Below are 21,001 nucleotides of genomic sequence, written 5' to 3' on the forward strand. Positions count from 1 at the left end.
TCATGGAAGATCTACAAGAAATAATTGTTAAATATAGTTTTCCTATAAGAGATATAAATACTTCTGTTACTATTTCTGAGGTTGAATCATATGCCAATTTAAAACTTCCTGAAGATTATATTTTTTATCTTGAAAACTATTTTGGAATCGATCAGTTTATTGGAGTTGAATTTATAAAACTATGGAGTTTAGAAGAAATTATTGAAGCCAATAAAAGTTATAATATTGTTGAAGAATTGACTAGAACTATTGGTATTGGTACTAACGGAAGTGGAGAATTTATTGGAATTGAAATCGATCAATTTGATAATGTGAAAATAATTCTCTCGCCTTTTATCGATTTAAATAGTAAATATAATACTGAAATAGGGACATCATTTACTGATTTTCTTGTCCGTCTTGATAATAAAATTGAATGGTTTTCTTAAATTTGATAGTCGTTAGAAACTTGGATATCAATCGTAAAATTCAATAAAATGAAACACAAAGCAGTATCAATCAGATCCTTTATTGGGGCCAAGGATTTTGAAATCTCCAGAAGTTTCTACAAAGATTTAGGTTTTGAAGAAGGAGTTTTGGACTCAAAGTTTTCTGTTTTTAAAACGGGAGATTTAGCCTTTTATCTCCAGGATTATTATGATAAAAGTTGGAATGAAAACACCATGATTTTCCTTGAAGTCGAAGATGTTGATTATTATTATAACGAACTTCTAAAACTCAATCTAACAGAAAAATACGGCGTAAAATTAACTCCAACTAAACATTTTGATTGGGGAAGCGAATGTTTTCTACACGATCCGTCAGGCGTTTTATGGCATTTTGGAAATTTCTCAGGGAAAGAGTATAAAAAATAGTTGCCACAAAGGTGCTAATTTTCACTAATTGTATTGGTGTAATAAAGATATTTACTTAAATTATCAAACATTTTAATTCGTGCTAATTCGTGAAATTCGTGGCGAAAAAACTAGATGTCAAAATATTCTAATTGAAGTGTATTTCTTTCTCTTTGATACCAATCATTATAAACCAATTCTATTTTATCAACCATAAATGTTCCGAAATCAAAATCACGGAATTTATCTGTAATTTCTATTAATTGTTTCGGATTTTGAAGTTTTTCCAGAAATCGCACAACCGTTAAATGTGCCGTTGAAATCGCATAACGTCTATCTATACTTTGTTCTAAAGTTGATTTTTTGAAATTCTCCCGCAATTTATCCCTTAGATTATTCAATGATTCATCTGTTGGAAAACCCTGAATCATTATAGCAGAAGGGGAAGCTGTAACACCTCTAAATTCGATTTTTATTTCGTTTAAATCAAGTAAACTTTTCCGGATAATTTCGACATATTCAGGAACCCAAATTTTATCTAAACTAAAACCTTCATAACACGAAATAATCGACATTACGGTAATATGAATGTCTGAATCAGGATAATAATATTGTGAAGGATCAATTGCTTTTAATTCGTCTAAAAATAACTGAATATTGGTTTTAATAGCTTCATTTGGTCGAATTAATAAGGTAATCCCAAAACGGGAATCTGTTTCGTCATTAATTTGAGAATCTAACGTGTATTTACCGGCTAAAATAATTTCAGAAGATTTTTTGTAGAGTTCGTTATAATGTTCTTGTAACTGCATTTAATCTTATTTGGTTTTCGCTTTTTCGAGATTTTCCTTTACCCTGAATTTTACAATTTTGGTGATTAACTCAAAAGGCATTGGTTCATTTAACGGAAATTGCACAGAACCTTTTCCGGATTTATATTTCGAAAGTTCTGCCGCAAAAGCTTCGTGACCGCTTGGCAAAGCATACAAACCAATATGATTTTTGAATGCAGCAAAATAAACTACGATTCCGTTTTGCTCAAAAGCCGGCATCGAATAACTGATTTTTTCTTTAGCATTCGGAGCCGCTTTCTGAATGGTCATTCGAATTTTCTCTAAAATCTCCTGAACATCATTTGGGAATGCTCCAATGTATTCGTCGATATTTTCTGGTTTTTTAGTCTCCATTATTATGCGATTTATTTTTAAAGTTACGTTAATGAATCTCTCGCAAAGTTTTTTTTTGTTTCACGCAGATTTAAAAAGATTTTGGCTGATAGAAGCAGATAATTATATAATATTAAAAAAAATCTGCTAAAATCTTTTTAAATCTGCGTGAAAAAAATCTTTCAATCCTTTTAATCTGTGGCTAAAAAATAAAACTTTTCGACTCTGCGGCTTTGCGATATTAAAGCATAAATAACTTAATTTATAATTTTTTTAAGCGAGACCTTTTGGAAATCTGTCCAGTACTAAATTTAATAGAATTTTATGTTCTAGGTAAGCTTTTGCTCCAGCTAAAACCAATGTAAAACCTTCAGTAGAATTACGAACCTGATCGATTATTTTATCTGAATCTCCTTTTAAACCGGAATTGGTAATGCTTACAAAAGTTTCATTTTCGTTTAACGGAGTAAAAATCCATTCGACTAAAGTTGACTCTTCCGGATTTCCCCATTCGAGTACAATCTTATGATTTTCCTGCAAAACATGAGTGGTAACGGTCAATGAAAAACCATACATTTCCCATGTCCATTCGGTTTTTGTGTCCTGTTCTAATTTTCCGGAACCTTTGGTAAACCAAAATTTACTTGTAATTTCCGGATCAATAAAAGCCTGAAAAACTTCGGAAACAGGTTTTCTAATTAGCATCTCGGCTTTTGCGAATTTATTGTTTTCTGTTTTCATTTTTTATGTGTGAAATGTTTGTTGTAAAAAGTAAGTTGTAAATACGAAATCAAAAAAAACTTTAATCTGATATATTTTTTCGGACCACTAATTTAAGAAAGAAATCTCAAATAGGTTTATAATAAAAAAAAATCCGAACAGTTTAATTCGCCCGGATTAATCAATGTTATAATTTATCTTTTATTCCCATATTGAAGTTTTGTTGTATAAAGCAATTTTCAGCTTAAAAATAATTACGATTCTTAGGACTTTTCTTTATCAATCCACTTTCCAACAGTTGGCGGTTCATAATTTCTCATCTGATTTAATAAATCGTCGATGTTATCACTAACCAGAAGCATTTTTTGATTGGCAGCTTTCAGTAAGCCTTTTTCAGTCATTGTTTGGGTTAATTCGATTAAAGAATCGTAGAATCCGTTGATGTTTAAAATGGCGATTGGTTTTTTATGTAAACCTAGTTGCGCCCAGGTCAGCATTTCAAAAAGTTCTTCCAGAGTTCCAAAACCGCCCGGAAGTGCAATTACACCATCGCATAAATCGTTCATTTTGGTTTTTCTTTCGTGCATGCTTTCAACCAAAATTAATTCGGTTAAACCAAGATGTGCGATTTCTTTCGATCGTAGAAAATTTGGAAGAACTCCAATTGCTTTTCCGCCTTCATTAAGAATGCCATCTGCAACAGCGCCCATTAAACCCACATTTGCGCCGCCATAAACTAATTCTATATTTTGTTTTGCAAGTGTTTGTCCAAGCAAAGTTGCTTGTTCTTTATAAATTTCTTCGGTACCAAAACTGGATCCACAGAAGACTGTTATTCTTTTCATTTTTTATTGTTTTATATTTTTTTTGCCACGAATTTCACGAATTTTCACTAATTTTTTTGCCATAGATTAAAGAGATTGAAAAGATTTTTATCTGCTGAATCTGCAAAATCTGCGTGCTGTTTTCAGCAAAGTAACCACAAAGTTTGTCATTTCGATCCTGAGGCTTCGGGAGGAGAAATCTTCGCAAGAAACTCCGTGCAGAGAATCGCCAATCTTTATCGATTCACGAGTGTGATTTCTCCTCCGTCGAAATTGACACAAAATGAGAATAAAAATCAGTTAAACCCGCCTAATCCGTGGGCAATTAAATTTGTTTAATCTGAATGCACGAAACATTCTCCATCTTAACCTCTTTTCCTATTTTTTTAAGCAATCCTGTTTTTGAATTTCTTTTAAAAACTACTACATTTCCTGTGATAACATTACTTGCAACCAAGAATTTTCCGCTTTCATCGATCGCAAAAATTCTCGGATGTTTTCCTAGAGTCGATTGATATCCAATGTTTTTCAAAAGACCATTTTCATCAATAGAAAAAATCGCAATATTGTTTTCTTTTCCTCTGTTTGTCGCATATAGAAATTTTCCGTCAGGCGAAATATGAATGTCCGAACTTTCAAAACCTTCGGTAATTTTATCCGGATGTGTATTAATGCGTTGAATTTTTGTCAAAACGCCATTTTGATATTGATACACGCTTATTGCTCCAGCCATTTCTTCGATGCAATAACCATATTTTTGATTGGGATGAAAAGTAAAATGTCTTGGTCCGGCTTCTAAATCTGTTTTTAGAAAAGGATGATCTGTTTCGACCAAAGGTTGTTTTTGAGTTTCATCAAAACGATAACAACGTATTTTATCTGCACCAAGATCCGGCATAAATAAGTAATCGTTTTGAGGCGAAAATACAGTCGAATGAATATGTGATCTGGCTTGCCTTTCTTTATGAATACTTCCGTCCATGTATTGAAAATTTTGAGCAATAGAATCTATTTTTCCATTTTCTAAAAGCGGATGAACCGAAACGCTTCCTTCTGTATAATTGCCATTTACGAGCCATTTCCCGCTTTTATGAACAGATACATAAACGGGATTCTCGCCACCACTTCTTTGACTGTTCAAAAAGGTTAAAGTTTTATTCTCCGGATTAAATTCAAAACTGCTGACACTTCCTGCATTTGGCGTTTTGGTATCGGTGCAGGCGTACAAGTATTTTCCGTTTGGAGATAAAGTCAAATACGACGGATTTACAATATTCTTTGCAGAAGTTATTTTGCTCAGTTTCCCATTTATGGTATCTAATTGATAGACCTGAATTGATTCTGCTGTTTTATCACGATTATAAGATCCCAGAAAAACATAGGTATTTTGTGAGAACACATTTATAGCAACCAGAAGTGCAATCGCTACGAAAGATATTTTTAGTTTCAAGGTTTTATAAATATTAGTTATGAGTCAATTTTTAATCTAAATCCAAAAACTGCCAATTCTCCCTGCATAAAATCTAAATCTTCGGATCTTTCAAAACCTAAATTTTCATACATTTTCCATGCATTTTTCATTGCCAGAGTAGAGTGTATTATAAGTTGTTGTCGTTTATAATCAGTTGCTTTTTTGATGCATTCTTCTGTCAGGAATCTGCCAATTCCTTTTCCGCGTGCCTTAGTATCAACGCCTAGCAATCGGAAACCGCCTGAATTTTGTTCCTGAGTTGCAATTCCGCCAGAGCCGTAATGTTTCATATCATTAAAATAAACAACGGCACCAAGAATCGTATTGTTTGCATCAACAGCGACTAAAAGTTCCGTTTCAGGATGGTTGGTAAAATCACCAATATTGGCCAGCATTTTATAATAATTGGGCATCTCATTTTCTTTCGGAAAACCTTCTAATTGCGAATAAACATTGATAAGCAATTTTCCAATTTCTTCAAATTCTGAAGGGAAAGCGTTTCGAACGATATAGTCTGATTGATTCATTTTTTGTTTTATTAGTGATATAATGTTGAATTTATTTCACGCAGATTTTGCAGATTAAAGCTGATTTTTATTCTCATTTTTGTCATTTCGATCGAAGGAGAAATCACATTACGGATTTAGGGTTCGTTGCTCTCTGGATGTGATTTCTCCTTCGATCGAAATGACAAACTCAGCGTGTTTCAATCTATATTCTATAATCTATAATCTACCTAACTCCTTTCCACCATTGTTTAAATTCTTGTTTTTCATTTTTTAGCTCCACTAATTCTCCAATCATTGGTGTGACTAACGGGATCGGATTTTGTGAAGCTGCGTTTAATTCTGTTATCTTAATCAAAGGTTCATCCCAGGGATGGAGCGATAATGAAAATTTTGACGAATGAACCGGAAAAACTCTTTTTGTGTTGAGATCTTTCATGGCTTTTATTACATCTTCCGGTAAATTATGAATGTATTTCCACGCAGGATTGTATTGACCGTTATCGATAAGAGCGATATCAAAAGGACCATATTTTGCGCCAATTTCGGCAAAATGAGTATCGTAACCGCTATCACCGCCTAAATACATTTTAAAATCTTTGGTTTCCAAAACAAAAGAAGTCCAAAGCGTATTGCAACGTTTAATGCTTCTGCCGGAAAAATGCCTTGACGGAGTGGTATAAAGCGTAATATTTTGATCGAGAGCTACTTTTTCGTACCAATCTTTTTCAATAATATTTTCAGTTGGGAATTTCCAAAATTCAAAATGTGAACCCACACCAAGAGGGCAGACTATTTTTTTGATTTTAGGTTTTAATTCCATTATAGTTGTATAATCCAGATGGTCATAATGATCGTGTGTAATCAGTAAATAATCAATTTCGGGAAGATCATCGGCGGTATAAATATCAGTTCCTTTAAAGGCTTTTGTGGTTCCGATAATTGGAGAGGCGTTGCCACTGAAAACAGGATCTATTAAAAAACGTTTTCCTTCAAGCTGAATGAAATAAGAAGAATGCCCAAACCAAACTAAAACATCTTCGTTAATATCAAGTTCCAGTAAATTTGTTTTTATAGATGGGATTATGTCAGTCGGAACTTTTCTGTCTACTTTTTTAAATAAAAAATCTGATATTACATCAAAGTAGCCATAACCTTCTGCAAGTTCAGGCGTAGGATTTATATTTTCGAATTTTCCGTTTTTATATTGCGGAGATTTTTGAATTAAAGCCAGTCTTTCTCCTGATGGCCTTTTTCCATATCTTGGATGTAGTAGAAAGAACGAAAGTATTGCGATTAAAATAATAAGTATTGTAATGACCATGGTGTCTTAATTTGAGGGATATAATTTATTTAAGTATTCAACTGAACGGGCAATCATTTTCTTAAGGATTTCAATATCTATATCGGCTACTTTTTTGATGTAAATGCAGCCTTTTGATGCTTTGTGTTTTCCAAGTTTCGAAAGCAATTCCTCCTTTTCATCAGCCGAAGCATAAGCATATAGTGAAATCGCTGTTTTTCTGGGCGAGAATCCTACAAGTGGTGCATCGCCTTCGTGTCCGCTCGCATATTTATAATGATAACTTCCAAAACCAATAATACTTAGTCCCCACATTTTGGGTTCAAAAGCGGTAACTTCCTGGATTATTCTAATGAGTTCAAAAGAGTCTTTTTTTTTAGTTTCATCATCAACAAAAGCACTTATAAAATCAATGACACTGCTTTCTGTTTCTGTTGTTTTATTTTTTGCCATGTCACTTATTTTTAATTCAGCAAATTGCTTTTCAGCAGCATATTTTTGATTTTAATTTCCGAAGTATAAAACAAATCACGATTTTGATTCATTTGGTTTTCTAAAATAATTAAACTTACATCGCTTTCTGGAAAATACAAATTTACTGAAGAAAACCCATCACCTAAACCAGTGTGACCCACATATTTTACAGGTTCATTATCTACGATTCTAAAACCATATCCGTAACCTATCTTTTCTTTTCCAAAGAAGCTATTTTGGGCAGTTATATTATACTTAAACAGTAGTTGATAACTTTCGGGTTTCAGCAGTTTTCCTTTATGGAGATTTTTATTCCAAATGGCTAAGTCGCCGGTGGTCGAAACAATTCCGTTAGAAGAAGTGCTTTCTAAAGTAATCATCGTTTTTGATATTATTTTAAAAGAATTATTGTTGTTAATATACCCAGTAACTAAATTTTTAATTGGCGCAGCAGAAAAGCAAAGTGTGTTTTTCATTTTTAGCTCGCTGAAAAATGCATTTGCTATTTTGGCATAACTTTTTTTAGTAACAGATTCAATTATTTTTCCCAGTAAACTATATCCTAAATCACCATATTTAAAATCAGTTCCAGGTTTAAATAGCAGTGGTTTTTGTAAACTGATTATTCCGTGCGTATGATTTAAAAGTTGATGAACGGTAACTGAGTCTGCCCAGGTTTGAGTAAGTTCCGGTAAATATTTTTTTATAGGTGCCTGCAAATCAATTCGTCCTTGTTCTACTTCTTTTAAGATTAAAACGGCGGTGATTTGCCTTGTATTCGACATGATTTCAAATTGACTGTCCGTTTTTAAACGTTTTCTGGTTTCAAAATTAGTAAAACCATATGCTTTATTATAAACTGTTTTTCCGTTTTTAGAAATCAGAACTACTCCATTAAATATTGGATCGCTAATTTTTATTAAACTATCAATTTGAACGGAATAATTGTCTTTTTTCTGAGCAAAAGAATTACAACTTAATAAAAGGAAAAGGAAGGAAAGTAAAGAGGAAATTCGAAGAATGGAATTCATTTGGTTATTGGTTGTTTTTTTAGTTTCAAGTTTTCAGTCTCAGTTTTCAGTCTCAGTTTTCAGTCTCAGTTTTCAGTTTTCAGTTTTAGCTGTGATTGAGACTGCGACTGAAAACTGAAAACCGCGACTAAATACTAAAACATTCCGTTTTCGTTAATCGTTTCTTTCGGAATAGGCTGACCTAAATCCCAAAGTTCTACAATTTTGTCTGATTTAATTTTGAGGATATGAACTACTGCAAAACCTAATTCGGCAGGTGTTTGTTTTAAGTGAGAATGTACAGCAACAAAATTTCCATCTTCAAGGATATGATGAATTTTAAAAACTTTGTTTGGGTTTGTTCGTGTTGATTCTTCCATTGCCAGCATTAAAGTTTCGGCATCACCTTTAAAATAGGCATTATGATGTTTGAAATTCTTGCCTACATAAAGTCGGAAAGCTTCGTGACAATGCCCTTTTGCTGCGAGTTTTAAAAATTCCTGGGCGATATCTTTCTTAGTCATGATTTTAGAATTTAAAAAGCTAACTAAGTTATGAAATTTACTTCTTGCAATAAGAAACAATTGTGGTTTTATTGGGTTTTATTTTTAGGATAGAATAAAGTCGACAATGGCTTCTGAATGGATTTTTGTGGTATCAAAAACAGGAACTGAAAAATCAGATTGATCGATTAACATCGGAATTTCGGTACAACCCAAAATAATGCCTTCGGCTCCTTGCGAAATCAATTCGTTGGCAATTTTAAGATAGTTTTGTTTTGAATCCGGATTTATAATTCCTCTTCCTAATTCTTCTTTTAGGACATATTGTATATAATCACGCGTTTCTTGTTTTTCAGGAATGAGTACATTCAATCCAAAACTTTTGAGGCGATCTTTATAAAAATCCATTTCCATCGTAAACGAAGTTCCCAAAAGTCCAATTGTAGTAATGTTTTTTTGAGTTATTGCTTTTGCCGTTTCAGTCCCAATATGAATTAGAGGTAATCCAACTTCTTTCTCTAATTGGTCTGCATAAAGATGTGCCGTATTGGCGCATAAAACAAGTCCGTCAACACCACTTTTTTTTAGACTCAAGCAGGCATTTAGTAAAAGCTCGTAAGAGTCTTGCCAGGTTTTTTCCTGTATATCGCCGAAGTTCAAGGAATAAATCAGGCATTCTGCAAATTGCAATCCGCCTAGTTTTTTATTGACGCCTTCGTTGATTAATTTATAATAATCGATGGTCGAAACCCAGCTGATTCCGCCAACAAGTCCAATTTTTTTCATTGATTTTTATTCGGATATATGAATGCCAAAGAGGTTTTATGATTTTGTTTTAGCAAATAATTTTATTGCCAGATATGCCATTGGAATATAAGCAAAAACTAAATCTACAATTGTAAACCAAAGTGGAGAAGGCAAGGTGTAAGTGTTTACAATACCACCTATTAAAAAGAAACCGCCAATTACGAATGCGAGTTTTGTTTTATGCGTTGAAGCAATTAAAACGGTAGCTATTGTACCGGCAAAAGTTCCGATAGCGTGTGCTAAAAATGGAAAGAGAAAGTTTTTTGGTTCAAATAGGGGCAGAGCAGTTTTTAAGCCTTCTGCTGTGGAAATGTCAATACCATTCGGAGCCGGAATAATAGAGATACCCAGTAAAAGAATGAACATATTTACAATACATCCCACAAAAAGGCCAATAATAACGGCCAGAACATTTTTAAAAATCGGATTCATTTCTTTCGTTTAATGGTAACGAATTTATGAAATTTAAAACTTGTATTTGTTGAAACGAGGTTTTAATTAATTAAAAGATTGCCTAAATTCTAAAGGCGAAACATTTGTCTTTGTTTTAAACAATTTGCTAAAGGATTGCTGATGTTCAAAACCCAGTTCAAACGCAATTTCACTGATCGATAAGTCAGTTGTCGACAGTTTTTCTTTGGCTTTTTCGATTAATTTATCATGAATGTGTTGTTGCGTGCTTTGACCTGTAAGCTGTTTTAATAAACTGCTTAGATAATTTGGCGAAACATTAAGGTTTTCGGCAACATATTGAACTGTAGGTAATCCATTTTTTGATAAAGAATCGTCTACAAAATAATCTTCTAATAATTTCTCTAAACGTTCCAAAATCTTATGATTGCTTATTTTTCTGGTGATGAATTGTCGGTTGTAAAATCGTTCAGAATAGGTCAGTAACAATTCGATTTGGGCAATAATCACGTCCTGACTGAATTTATCAATATTGGATTGATATTCGTGCTGAATGTTTTTGATGATACCAATAATCATTTTTTCTTCTTTATCCGAAAGATGTAAAGCTTCATAAACGCAATATCCAAAATACTCGTATTGTTTTATTTTCTTGGCAAGAGGCGTATTCCACAAAAAATCAGGATGGACCAATAAGGACCATCCTGTATGCTGAAGTTCTGCATTTCCTTCTATAGAAAAAACCTGACCCGGCGCAATAAATAGCAAAACACCTTCATTAAAATCATATTCCTGCTGACCATATCGCATAGTCGCATTTGCATGTCGTTTTAATGCAATCGAATAAAAATCAAGCATCAGACTTTTTGGTTCCGCTTCGTTCAGATGTTTAAGATCTTCAAAGTTATAAACGCTCACTAGAGGATGTTCAGGCTTTGGCAAATCTCTAAATTCATGAAATTCGCTGATACTTTTAATACGATGAGGTTGGTGATTTGCCATGCTGTAAGTTACTTAATTTTGATTGTATAAAACAGCAAATTCTTTTGCATATTCTGCCAGTTTTGTTTTTCCCATTACGGCAGGTCTGTTTTGGAAATAATCTTCGGCAAGTAAACCGTTATAAAGTCCGGCATACATTTCGACCAAACCGGCGGCAATTTTTGGCTGCATTCCAACTTTTACCAAACCGTCCAGAGTTTCCTGATCTGTTGTTAAAACCCATTTTAAATCTGGTTTTCCAATCGCGTTTCCTATAATTTGAGCTGTTTCATAACCTGTTAATTCCTCGCTTCCTACATAACGAATTTTTTTTCCGTCAAGCGGAGTTGTGATTTCGTCTGCAATAGCTTCGGCGATATCATTTGGAGAAACCCATGGAATCATTCTGTCTGCGCCATAATTTGCAGCAATAAAACCGTGATTTTTTATAACCGGAATATAGGCCAACAAATTATAAAAGAATGAGGTTGGACGCATAAAAGTAATCGCAACATCTGAAAGTTTATTCAAAACACTTTCAATCTCATTATAACGCTGAATTATTCCTGAATTTTTCTCTAAATGAGCACCAACACTACTTAGAAATACAACACGTTTTACACCTGAATTCGTAATTGCTTCTGCATAATTGTTTCCTATTTTGCGTGTAAAAGCATCTAAATCCATAGTAGGATCAAAATAGTTGGCTCGAGGAATCATGCAATAAACGGCATCTGCGCCTGTAAAAGTCTGCGTTAGAAACGCTGCATCTTCTACAGATCCAATTGCTGCTTTTGCGCCTAAAGTTTCAATTTCTTTTTGTTTTCCGGAATCGCTGGTAATTATCGTAACCTGATGTCCTTTTTGTGCCAATTCTGTTGCCAATGGCTTGCTGATGTTCCCTAAAGAACCTGTAATTATAATTTTCATAATTGTATTGTTTTGTTGGTACAAAGTTGCGTAACAACAAAACAATAGCTTTAGCCAAATCTACGATTGTCGTAGTCTAAAATAGGAACAAGACTATTTTGCCGATAATTTCTTTTCATTTTCTGTCTGGGGTTTTCCGTCTGCATTAGGTTCACCTTTTCCTGTTGTAATTAGCTTTTTTAAACTATTTTGAATGTAGTTTGTCCAGGCGCCTCTGCAAATTTCGAAACATTCGTATTCCGGAACCAAGCCAACATGTGTAAAACAAAGTTCGGTTTTACCGTCTTTTTGAGAGATCTCAAAAGTAGGTTTTGTACCGGTCCATTCGGTTTCATCTTTGGTCATTTTAAAATAATTATCTTCAACGAACCAAACGATTTTCTGATTCGGAATCACTTCGATTAATTTTACTTTACAGCGATGTATATCTTCATAATGATAGTTGAATTCGTCATTAAGTTTAGCCGTAGAACCTTCAATTTGCTCTGACCACCAACCGCGAACATTCGTAACAGCGTTAAAAACTTCCTGAGGAGATTGGTCAACGATTAGAGTTGTCGTAAAATCTGATGCACTCATAATTAATTGTTTTTAGAGATTAGTACAACAAATTTACGATCTAATTATCAATATGTTAGGGTGTTAAGCTGACAATTGTAAGGGGGATTTAGGACAGAATTAGGATTTTAGATTTCTGACTTTAGATTTTAGATTGTTGGACTCAATCTTGTCAGAAATGACAAAAAATGCGTTATAAACCTAACAGGTTTTCAAAACCTGTTAGGTTTGTCGTTGTAAAACTGTTAATCACAAATCATGCTTAAATTCTTCGTCCAAAGTTCATCTGACGATTTTTTATTTTTCAAAGTAATTTTTAATTTTCTCTGCAAGGGCATCAACTTGAGAAAAATGTTTTTCTATCACTTTCTCCAATTCCAAAGTTCCGCCCAAAATCAGCATTTCTTTATTTTCAAATCGTTTTCCAAGGCGATCTTCGAGCATAATGGTTTGCATGCTTTGCGCCATTTCTATTTCTTCGAGAAACTCGTTTGGATGTCCCGCAGTACAGATTACAATCCCAACCGGAATTGTTTTTATTTTTCTCGAAGTTTCATTTTGTCCGTAAGCATATCCAACGGAGTAAACACGATCAAACCAACCTTTTAGTTTTGCCGGACAATCGCTCCACCAAACCGGATATAGAAAAATAATACAATCGGCTTTTTCGATTTTTTCTTGTTCTGCTAAAACATCGCTGGAAATTGGGAGATCTGTTTTTGCAAATCCCTCTCTTTCGTATTCTTCTTCAGACATGTCGCTCTGAAAATTCATCGCATATAAATCAGAGATTTCAACGTTCCAGTTTTGTTTCGCCAAGACGGATTTCAGATGTTCTAAAACCTGAAAAGTATATGACTTTTTGCTTGGATGACAATAAACGATTAAAATATTCATATGTATGTTTTAAATTTAAAAGTACATCAAACTAATAAAGAGGTTTTTAAGTACCTTAAACGATTATTGAATTCAACAAAAATAAGAGATTTTATTTTTTTAAGGAGCAGAAAAAATAATTTCATCAAGAACACTTGTCCCGATTGAAACGATATCCTTTTTCCCGCTAAAGAAGCAGGAAAAAGGATATCGTTTCAATCGGGGCTATTTCAGAAATCTATCATTTACAAAACCTTTGATTTTGCAGCTTAAAAAGAAATTCTATTTTTCTTAATTGGCTTTTATCAGGAGTAATTTTCTGCCTTCGTTAATCATTCTCACACCATATGAAATCGTTGCAATTGCACAACCCAAACTAACCACAACGTTTGCAAGATTGACAGTCGTTGTTTTTTGCGTTATCAAATAAATACCGATAAAAGCGAATAGGCAAGTCCAGGTTCCCATATAATAATCGAAAGTTCGGTTGAAAATTTTTGCTAACGGAAAAAAGTGTAAACCCACAGCTAATGCAAAAAACGAAATAAACAATTCGTCATGATTGATGTTCATCAAAACATTCTTGGCAATAAGTATTCCCAAACCTTCTAAACCAAAGATGATTAAGAACCATTTTTCTTTACTTTTTTCTTCGGCAGTTTTTTCTTCGAAACTATCAGTCAATGTCTTTTGTACTTTGGTAAACGTAAAATAAAAGTACAAAAAAGCTGTAATGATAAAGCCTAAGAGAACTCCAATAAGTCTGTAATCTTTATTTTCCAGATAATATTCCGCTATAAAAGTCCAAATTATGGTGTTAATAATCATGAAGAATAAGCCTCCAATTGGTTTATCGATGTCTTTTTTGGTAATTGGTTTCATTTTGGTTACTGTTGGTTTTAAATGATATTTTTTTAATATATAGGAAAAATTTATATTTCGTAAAATATTTTAAATAGAATCTTTGAAAGTTGGACGTTTAATTTCTTTTGATATTACTGCATTTATTTTATTTTGAATATTTTTATTAATGCTATCGTTTGGTTCCAATTTTACTGCTTTTTCAATTATTTCCTTCGCAATTTCATCTTCTCCTGCAATTAATAAATTCATTGCATGATTTCCCATTAAGGCAAAATTATTAGGACTTCTTTGCAATGCTTCGTTAGAATATTCAATTGCTTTGTCAATTAAATTTAGATCCATAGCAACCAAAGAAGCTTCTTGTGGAAGATTATAATTTTCTTTTTCAATCTCTAACGCTTTTTCAAAATATAACAATGCTTTTTCATATTCACCAAAACGTTGATATATTTTACCAATAAAAAATAAACTTGGAAAATGCTCAGGGAAAATAGCCAAAGCATTCTCAAAATGGCGTATAGATTTTTTAGCTCTCCTCTTTTCAAAAAAACCGATTTTTTTTGGTCTGTAATTTTCTAAAATTACAATTCCTTCCATTTTTTTTATGGCAACTTCATAATTATAATTGAACTGATTTGCTTCTTGTTCGGTTAATTCCATATTTGTTATTGTGTAATTTATAATATTATTTTAGAGTTGAAATATTAATTATAATCCTTTTAATAATTCAAATAATATATATCCGCCATGCTCTGATTGCCCTCTTTCTACTGCGAAGAAACCTTTTTTTAGGTAAAATTCAACTGCTTTTGTGTTATTTTCGAGGCATTTTAAAGTAATTGGAAGTTTGGTTTTCTTAATCGCGGCTTTTAATAATTGAGATCCAACGCCTTTTCCCTGATGGTTTTGATCAATATACAAATGATGAATAAAATTATCCTTCATCCAGATCGAAATAAAACCTACAGGAATTTCATTAAGAATAGCAACCAAGATAAGTTCTCCTTTTGTATAGCGGTCAAAATCTTTTAGTTGAAATTCTAAAGGATCAAGCCAATAAAAGGTATTTTGGCGTTCTTTTAAAAATAAATTTCTTAAAGTATCGTAATCACTTTTTCTAATCGATACTATTTTTATTTGATGCAAAGGAATTATCTATTTTAGGGATTTTGATTCATTTTCGAGCATTTTTTCGATATTAAAGAAAATGCCATCTACGTTATATTTGCCTTTTTCGAAACTTAAATAATCGCAATTGCCAACGAGAGATTGCGATTTAGATTCGATTTCGAAAACATTTAGCAATACATATTCGTGTTCGACTAGTATAACATGAAAACCAGTTTCGCATTTTTTTCCATCTCCGGTAGAAAAAATAGCATTCATGATGTTATGGAATTTTAAGGACGTCATATCAGATGATTTGTCATCTCCTTTTAAATGATAAACATAGGTAAGAAAATTGAGTTGTCTTAAATCAAAAGGAAAATCACTTAAAGAATGATTGGCAAGTTTTATGATTTCGTCATAATCCTGTGGTTCGAGTTTTTGCTTGCTATAAAATTCACGAAGTTTTAATTCGTCTGGTGATTTCCAGAAAGCATTGTACTTAGGCTGAAAAACATAGCCCAGATATAAATGCTGATAATCATCTGTGGTCAAAAGTGTATCGTTACTAACAAATCGTTCCATTAATTTTGGATAATAAAAGGGAGATTTTTTGTCTTTTATCTCTTTTTCTATGGTTTTATAATTCGGGATTTTAAAATTATCTTCTTGTGAAAAAGATGTGATCGTTATTAATAATAGAGTTAGGAGTAAAATTTTTCTAATCATGGTTTGTGGTTTAGATTTTGACTGAAATAATACGTATTATCGAAGTTAGAAGGATTTTTGTCTTTAGTCTTTTGTTATTTTAATCTTTCTAATACTCCTTTGCGTTTTACGATGTTTTTATAATCCCATTGTATTTCTATTGCTTTTTTGAGCCAGAGTTTTAAGTCTTCATTGTTTATTTGTTCGGGAGCTGTATAACGGATTTCTGAAGCTTTGAAAGAGCCTTCATTTGCAAGTTTTTCTTCGTCAAAGGATTGTCCGCTCCAGAATAATAATCGAATACAATTTTTGAGTTTACTGTAACCTACAATTGGATTTCCGTCCAAAAACCAAACCGGATGTGCGTGCCAAATTTTGTTTTCGGCATCAGGCAGGTTTTCGTTGATTATAATTGCTAAATGATCGCAGATTTCCTTGTCTGAGCTACTTTGCGAATTATTATATTCTCGTATAGTAGGATTCATGATAATTGATTTGAATAATTAGCTTTTAACATGATTTTGAAAAGGTATTCTAATAGCTAAAATAGTCTTTTTTATTAAGAAAGTTTAATCTAAAAAGAGATTGTTTTTGTAGAAACGGCTCGCGTGAAGGATAGAGGCGGTATCCTTTTGTGAAGTGGAACGGAATAAAAGATATAGCCGAAAGCCTGACCCGGAGGGACACGCCCAAATAAAAAAAATCCGACTTGCTTTCACAAATCGGATTTGATATTTTATGTTGAATCTTGTTATTAAATTTAATTAGTAAACGAGATAAAAGTACGGGTAATATTGGTTACAAAATCTTTTGTGTATTGACCTGTTGGATCTAAATCCGGATCAAGAATTGTTATTTCCAATCCGCTTAGTTTTTTACTTTGAAATAAATAGGAGGTAAGTTCGTTAAACTCCTCATAAGTCAAACCATCCGGCGTTCGACTGTCTACACATGGCATTATAGAATCGTTGAGAACATCGACGTCTATATGAAGCCAGAAACCATCGAGATTTTTGTTTTCAACTTCAGAAAGGAATGATTTTATACAATTTATAATGCCTTGTTTTCGTAATTCGTGAAGGCTTATATAGGTCGCTGAAGAATTTCTGATTTCATCTTCGTATTCATCATCATATTCGCGATTGCCTACACACCAGAGATTTTCTTCTTTTATATAAGGAGATAAATTAAGAATATTGGTTAGTTTTTCAGGTCCGTTTCCGGTTACAATAGACGCTGCCATTCCGCCAATTCCGCCAGTTTCGGATAGGGAAACATCCATGAAATCAGTGTGTCCGTCAAGATAAAATAAGCCGTAATTGCCTTTTTGCTTTAACGCAATTGCAGGGCCTAAAAGAATGCTGCAATCACCGCCAAGTACAAAAGGAAACTTGTTTTGACTCAATAAATTATTAATTAAATAAGCTTGTTCTCGGGCATAATCGACTAATGAATTTGCGTTGAGAATTTGCGTTTCGGTATCTCTAATATTGGAATATTTAGGAGGATCGAGTCTTAGAATGTTTTTGGGATCAATAGCTTTATGCAAATTATGTTTCCATAACCAATCTGGTAATTTTTTTACTCCGGGTTCTTTTCCGGATTGAGGTTCTTTTAAACCTAAATTAGATGGAAATTCAACAATGCATATTTCTTTCATGACTTCTTATTTAGTTATAAAGTTATTAAAATATGATTTACATCTAAGTAAAAAAGAACTGACTTTTATAAAGGAAATAATCTCTTGTGTTTTTATTCTAAATTTTTGATTAACTGATGTGTACCATCCAATAAGCCTTTGTAGTAATCTCCTTTTTTTAATTCTGGAATTATATAAGCAGATACAATATCTTTTATTTCCTGATCGCTCATTTTCGTAGTTCTTTTGTCGGTTCCCTGAACTCTAATTTGTCTTAATTGTTTGCTAATCACAATTAAAACGGATGTGTCTATTTTTAAATTAGACATTAAATATTTGTCTAATTCTAACGAATAATCGGCCAGATCAGCATATGGAGTAATTGAAGAGGTTGTTACAATCACGATTTTATTTTTACTTTTTGTTTCGCTTGATTTTAAAAAATCGTTTAAAGTCTTGACCTGATCTGAAGTAAGAATTTTTTCGAAATCATTTACATAATTGTATGATTTTGCAAAAATAGTTGAAGATTCGGTTTTTGCTTGTGCAAGTAAGTTGTGGGATAAAAAAAGGGAAATGGCTAAAAAGAGCACTATTTTTTTCATGGCAGATTTGTTTTGGGCGTTGCAAAATTAGTGCTTTATTATTAAAAATCAGCTTTGAGATTATTACCATAATTAAATTTTTATTTTTATAGAATTGCATAAAAAAATCCGATCTGTTTTCAAAAATCGGATTTTTTCAGCACCTCTCAAAAAAAAGCTTATTGTGTTATTTTAAAAACTTATTGCGCACGAAAACGATATAGTAAAGACGTTAATTTGAAAGAAAATTAACTATGAGAAAATATTTATTTTTTATTCTTGTTAGTCTCGCTTCGTGCAGCGACGAAAAAAGTTCATCAGAAACTATTCAGCAAAATGAAGCCAATTTTGCTTTATCTAAAAATAGTGAACGAACAGTTTGGAACAATATTCAAGTAGGAGAAAGGGTAAAATTTGATGTTAAAATCAAAAACTTCGATTCGTCTACTGATGTAGTTTATGTATTAAAACCAATAACAGCAGATGCGACTAAACATCAGCAAAACAAAATTGACTATAATTTTCAGGAAGAAGTAAAAATTCCTTCCACAAATGCATCTGTAAAAGATAGTGTCCTTACAAAAAAAACGCAAGACAGCATTATCCTTAAAAAAGCAAATTCTTCTTTTTTTGTTTCGATTTTAAAGGCGGGAAATTTTGTACAGCAATACGAGCTTCGCAAAATGCAATCGAACAAATATGTTGCGGGATCAACACAGGAAATGTTGTTTTCTGCGGTAAAAATTGACGTATATACCAGAAATGTGCAAACAGATAATTCTACTATGTTTTCAAGTTCAAAGCATAGTCGTTACTATGAATTTACTATTGACGATGGAGATCAGACAAATGATGTCTATTTAACAGATAGTGATTCTAAACAAAACACCTATACAGCATTATACAATGGTAAAAAATACGACGGAAATATTGTTATAAATAATGTAATGACATTTAGTGAGAAAGTAAACACTGAAAAAGGCGCACAAATAGTACCTGACTGGATATTAGCTGAACTTAAAATAACACAAAAGAGAAATCATGAACCTGATAACATCATTTCATATTATAATTTGAATATTAAACAGAAATAATAACTTTTAAAATAAACTAACATGAAAGACCAAATGAAAAAAAATGTAATTGTGGCTTTAGCTATTAGCGCCGCATTATTTACTTCTTGTAGTAGTGATAATAATAAAGAGGCAGATTCTGCTGCTTTAGATAAATTACAACCTGTAGTTTTTGCAGCTAAACCGGATAATGTGCTAAGTTCTAAAAAAACCGGATTACAAGAACTAAATCCTACGACAGGTAATAATGAATATGTTTATCTTACAGAAGTAGAAAAACAAACAACACTTTCGCCTTTGTCCATCATAAACGAGGCAAATCTAGATGTAATTTATCCCGGAAGTATTTTGCGCGGCTCCAGTTTTATGAATGCAACTTATGATCCGCTAGTACTTAAAAATTCTTTTAAGCCTGTTACTTTATCAATGTCTTTAAGAGGAGATTTATCTGTTAGTGCACAAACGTTACCTATTCCTAGTGAAGTAAATACGGTTATAAATGGTTTAGTTAGTAAAAATAAAAATCTTATTGACTATAATGCTGTACCAACATATTATGAATATCAAAGTGATGAGATTACAACCGAAAATAGTTTTAAAAAAGCACTTGATGCGCATTTAAATGTAAACGTATTAGGTGGTTTAGTAAAGGCAAATTTTGGTTATACTCAAAATAGCGGTTCAAGCAATATCAAGTCTTATGTAATGGTAAAAGTGAGACAACGTTTGTATAGTATGACTATTGACCCAAAATATTACCGAGACTGGATTGACGGAGATATTAATGGAAACAATTTTGGAACTCATGAACCTGTTTATGTGAGTAATGTTGATTATGGCCGTGTTGCTTATATATTAATTGAAACTGCAAAAGATGAATCTTATAACAATATGATGGTTAAAGCGTCAGTAGGTGTGGCTTTAAAAGTTGTAGATATTGGTATAGACGTAAATTATTCTGAAGAGTTTAAAAAATTATTTGCTCAAAATAAAGTAAAGGTTATGATTGTTGGAGGACCTTTGGCTTTGGGAGGAAAAGTAAATGATTATAATAGTTTTGTGAGTTTTTTACAAGCTCCAAGTTCTTCAGATCTTGTTTCTTCATCTGCGCCAATATCATACAAAATACGTAGATTAAAAGACAATACTGAAGTAGAAGTAAAAGATATGTATACAGAACAATTTAAAGAATTAAAAGCAAATTAAACGAGTTAACATCATTATTAAAAATCCGATTTGTGAAAGCAGGTCGGATTTTTTTATTTAAAAATTTCTATTATCATAAATATTGGAATTTAATAATCTCATTTCTGTTCTTTTTCAATAGTAATAATCAGCTTATTTTTCTTTTGTTCGATGTTTATCATTTCCCCTTCTTTAAAACCGAGTTTTTTAAGCCATTTACCCTTCAAGTGTAATTACAGGAGTTGTGGTAGCTTTATAAATTCATGCTTTGTATTTTGTATGAATTTTTAGTTTTCTAGAATTTTTCATTGTCATATAATTACTTATTCTTTTTTAGCTCGCAAGCATGAATCAAATGTCAAATAATTTTGTGAGAATGTTGTCATATTAAAAGTTGACAAGTAAGTTTTTAATAATATTTGTAATATTTTGTGTTTGAAAATCAATAATTTGTATGTTTTTTTCTAA

General features: G+C 32.3%; 28 protein-coding genes. 4 read left to right on the forward strand and 24 right to left on the reverse strand.

Annotated elements, in window-relative coordinates; genetic code table 11:
• The first annotated feature begins 2 nt into the window (after positions 1–2).
• Together EAH81_RS22270 and EAH81_RS22275 are read left to right on the forward strand one after the other, a co-directional pair.
• Positions 3–428, forward strand: a complete 426-nt coding sequence (locus EAH81_RS22270) for an SMI1/KNR4 family protein (protein WP_241676634.1) — start codon at positions 3–5, stop codon at positions 426–428.
• A gap of 48 nt (positions 429–476) precedes the next feature.
• Positions 477–854, forward strand: coding sequence for a VOC family protein (locus tag EAH81_RS22275; RefSeq protein WP_140511208.1), 378 nt, complete (start codon positions 477–479; stop codon positions 852–854).
• A gap of 110 nt (positions 855–964) precedes the next feature.
• Here the strand turns inward: EAH81_RS22275 and EAH81_RS22280 are convergent, their stop codons facing one another.
• The 23 genes from EAH81_RS22280 to EAH81_RS22390 all read right to left on the reverse strand — a co-directional run bounded on the left by EAH81_RS22280 (position 965) and on the right by EAH81_RS22390 (position 18,296).
• Positions 965–1,645 (reverse strand): 2'-5' RNA ligase family protein, encoded by a 681-nt coding sequence (locus EAH81_RS22280; protein ID WP_140511209.1) that lies wholly within the window; start codon positions 1,643–1,645, stop codon positions 965–967.
• Positions 1,646–1,651: 6 nt separating this feature from the next.
• Positions 1,652–2,020 (reverse strand): iron chaperone, encoded by a 369-nt coding sequence (locus EAH81_RS22285; RefSeq protein WP_140511210.1) that lies wholly within the window; start codon positions 2,018–2,020, stop codon positions 1,652–1,654.
• A gap of 252 nt (positions 2,021–2,272) precedes the next feature.
• Complete coding sequence (locus EAH81_RS22290) at positions 2,273–2,740, reverse strand: SRPBCC family protein (RefSeq protein WP_140511211.1); 468 nt, start codon at positions 2,738–2,740, stop codon at positions 2,273–2,275.
• A gap of 242 nt (positions 2,741–2,982) precedes the next feature.
• Positions 2,983–3,564 (reverse strand): TIGR00730 family Rossman fold protein, encoded by a 582-nt coding sequence (locus tag EAH81_RS22295; RefSeq protein ID WP_140511212.1) that lies wholly within the window; start codon positions 3,562–3,564, stop codon positions 2,983–2,985.
• Positions 3,565–3,868: 304 nt separating this feature from the next.
• The gene (locus EAH81_RS22300; protein ID WP_140511213.1) at positions 3,869–4,993 is read right to left on the reverse strand and encodes a lactonase family protein; all 1,125 of its coding nucleotides are present in this window, start codon (positions 4,991–4,993) and stop codon (positions 3,869–3,871) included.
• 17 nt (positions 4,994–5,010) lie between these two features.
• Complete coding sequence (locus tag EAH81_RS22305) at positions 5,011–5,541, reverse strand: GNAT family N-acetyltransferase (protein WP_140511214.1); 531 nt, start codon at positions 5,539–5,541, stop codon at positions 5,011–5,013.
• Between the two features lie 205 nt (positions 5,542–5,746).
• On the reverse strand, positions 5,747–6,844 hold the full coding sequence (locus EAH81_RS22310) for an MBL fold metallo-hydrolase (protein ID WP_140511215.1): 1,098 nt from the start codon (positions 6,842–6,844) through the stop codon (positions 5,747–5,749).
• A 6-nt stretch (positions 6,845–6,850) separates the two neighbouring features.
• Complete coding sequence (locus EAH81_RS22315) at positions 6,851–7,276, reverse strand: DUF1801 domain-containing protein (protein ID WP_140511216.1); 426 nt, start codon at positions 7,274–7,276, stop codon at positions 6,851–6,853.
• An 11-nt stretch (positions 7,277–7,287) separates the two neighbouring features.
• Positions 7,288–8,328 carry a serine hydrolase domain-containing protein gene (locus tag EAH81_RS22320; RefSeq protein ID WP_140511217.1) on the reverse strand — a complete coding sequence of 347 codons (1,041 nt, stop codon included), beginning with the start codon at positions 8,326–8,328 and terminating at the stop codon, positions 7,288–7,290.
• Positions 8,329–8,462: 134 nt separating this feature from the next.
• Positions 8,463–8,831, reverse strand: coding sequence for a nuclear transport factor 2 family protein (locus EAH81_RS22325; RefSeq protein ID WP_140511218.1), 369 nt, complete (start codon positions 8,829–8,831; stop codon positions 8,463–8,465).
• Positions 8,832–8,915: 84 nt separating this feature from the next.
• Positions 8,916–9,596, reverse strand: a complete 681-nt coding sequence (locus tag EAH81_RS22330; protein ID WP_140511219.1) for an aspartate/glutamate racemase family protein — start codon at positions 9,594–9,596, stop codon at positions 8,916–8,918.
• A 36-nt stretch (positions 9,597–9,632) separates the two neighbouring features.
• A complete protein-coding gene (locus tag EAH81_RS22335) occupies positions 9,633–10,049 on the reverse strand; it encodes a hypothetical protein (protein ID WP_140511220.1) in 417 nt (138 codons plus the stop codon).
• A gap of 66 nt (positions 10,050–10,115) precedes the next feature.
• A complete protein-coding gene (locus EAH81_RS22340) occupies positions 10,116–11,030 on the reverse strand; it encodes a helix-turn-helix domain-containing protein (RefSeq protein ID WP_140511221.1) in 915 nt (304 codons plus the stop codon).
• A gap of 12 nt (positions 11,031–11,042) precedes the next feature.
• Complete coding sequence (locus EAH81_RS22345) at positions 11,043–11,939, reverse strand: NmrA family NAD(P)-binding protein (protein ID WP_140511222.1); 897 nt, start codon at positions 11,937–11,939, stop codon at positions 11,043–11,045.
• Between the two features lie 93 nt (positions 11,940–12,032).
• Positions 12,033–12,518 carry an SRPBCC family protein gene (locus EAH81_RS22350; protein ID WP_140511223.1) on the reverse strand — a complete coding sequence of 162 codons (486 nt, stop codon included), beginning with the start codon at positions 12,516–12,518 and terminating at the stop codon, positions 12,033–12,035.
• Positions 12,519–12,794: 276 nt separating this feature from the next.
• Positions 12,795–13,394, reverse strand: coding sequence for an NAD(P)H-dependent oxidoreductase (locus tag EAH81_RS22355; protein ID WP_140511224.1), 600 nt, complete (start codon positions 13,392–13,394; stop codon positions 12,795–12,797).
• A gap of 270 nt (positions 13,395–13,664) precedes the next feature.
• The gene (locus tag EAH81_RS22360; protein WP_140511225.1) at positions 13,665–14,255 is read right to left on the reverse strand and encodes a hypothetical protein; all 591 of its coding nucleotides are present in this window, start codon (positions 14,253–14,255) and stop codon (positions 13,665–13,667) included.
• Positions 14,256–14,324: 69 nt separating this feature from the next.
• Positions 14,325–14,834 carry a tetratricopeptide repeat protein gene (locus EAH81_RS22365; protein WP_161595844.1) on the reverse strand — a complete coding sequence of 170 codons (510 nt, stop codon included), beginning with the start codon at positions 14,832–14,834 and terminating at the stop codon, positions 14,325–14,327.
• A 111-nt stretch (positions 14,835–14,945) separates the two neighbouring features.
• A complete protein-coding gene (locus tag EAH81_RS22370) occupies positions 14,946–15,383 on the reverse strand; it encodes a GNAT family N-acetyltransferase (protein WP_241676635.1) in 438 nt (145 codons plus the stop codon).
• Between the two features lie 9 nt (positions 15,384–15,392).
• Positions 15,393–16,073, reverse strand: coding sequence for a DUF4919 domain-containing protein (locus EAH81_RS22375; protein ID WP_140511227.1), 681 nt, complete (start codon positions 16,071–16,073; stop codon positions 15,393–15,395).
• 74 nt (positions 16,074–16,147) lie between these two features.
• The gene (locus EAH81_RS22380) at positions 16,148–16,537 is read right to left on the reverse strand and encodes a DUF1801 domain-containing protein (RefSeq protein WP_140511228.1); all 390 of its coding nucleotides are present in this window, start codon (positions 16,535–16,537) and stop codon (positions 16,148–16,150) included.
• 275 nt (positions 16,538–16,812) lie between these two features.
• Positions 16,813–17,712 carry an arginase family protein gene (locus EAH81_RS22385; protein WP_140511229.1) on the reverse strand — a complete coding sequence of 300 codons (900 nt, stop codon included), beginning with the start codon at positions 17,710–17,712 and terminating at the stop codon, positions 16,813–16,815.
• Between the two features lie 92 nt (positions 17,713–17,804).
• A complete protein-coding gene (locus EAH81_RS22390; protein WP_140511230.1) occupies positions 17,805–18,296 on the reverse strand; it encodes a TPM domain-containing protein in 492 nt (163 codons plus the stop codon).
• Positions 18,297–18,529: 233 nt separating this feature from the next.
• Between EAH81_RS22390 and EAH81_RS22395 the strand changes: the two genes are divergently transcribed.
• Both EAH81_RS22395 and EAH81_RS22400 read left to right on the forward strand, forming a co-directional pair.
• Positions 18,530–19,369 (forward strand): hypothetical protein, encoded by an 840-nt coding sequence (locus tag EAH81_RS22395; RefSeq protein ID WP_140511231.1) that lies wholly within the window; start codon positions 18,530–18,532, stop codon positions 19,367–19,369.
• Between the two features lie 21 nt (positions 19,370–19,390).
• Positions 19,391–20,554, forward strand: coding sequence for a thiol-activated cytolysin family protein (locus tag EAH81_RS22400; RefSeq protein ID WP_140511232.1), 1,164 nt, complete (start codon positions 19,391–19,393; stop codon positions 20,552–20,554).
• Between the two features lie 98 nt (positions 20,555–20,652).
• Here EAH81_RS22400 and EAH81_RS28170 read toward each other — a convergent pair whose 3' ends face one another.
• Positions 20,653–20,760, reverse strand: a complete 108-nt coding sequence (locus EAH81_RS28170) for a type I addiction module toxin, SymE family (RefSeq protein WP_140511233.1) — start codon at positions 20,758–20,760, stop codon at positions 20,653–20,655.
• Positions 20,761–21,001: the final 241 nt, after the last annotated feature.

The sequence above is a fragment of the Flavobacterium pectinovorum genome (assembly GCF_006438875.1).
GTDB lineage: Bacteria > Bacteroidota > Bacteroidia > Flavobacteriales > Flavobacteriaceae > Flavobacterium > Flavobacterium pectinovorum_A.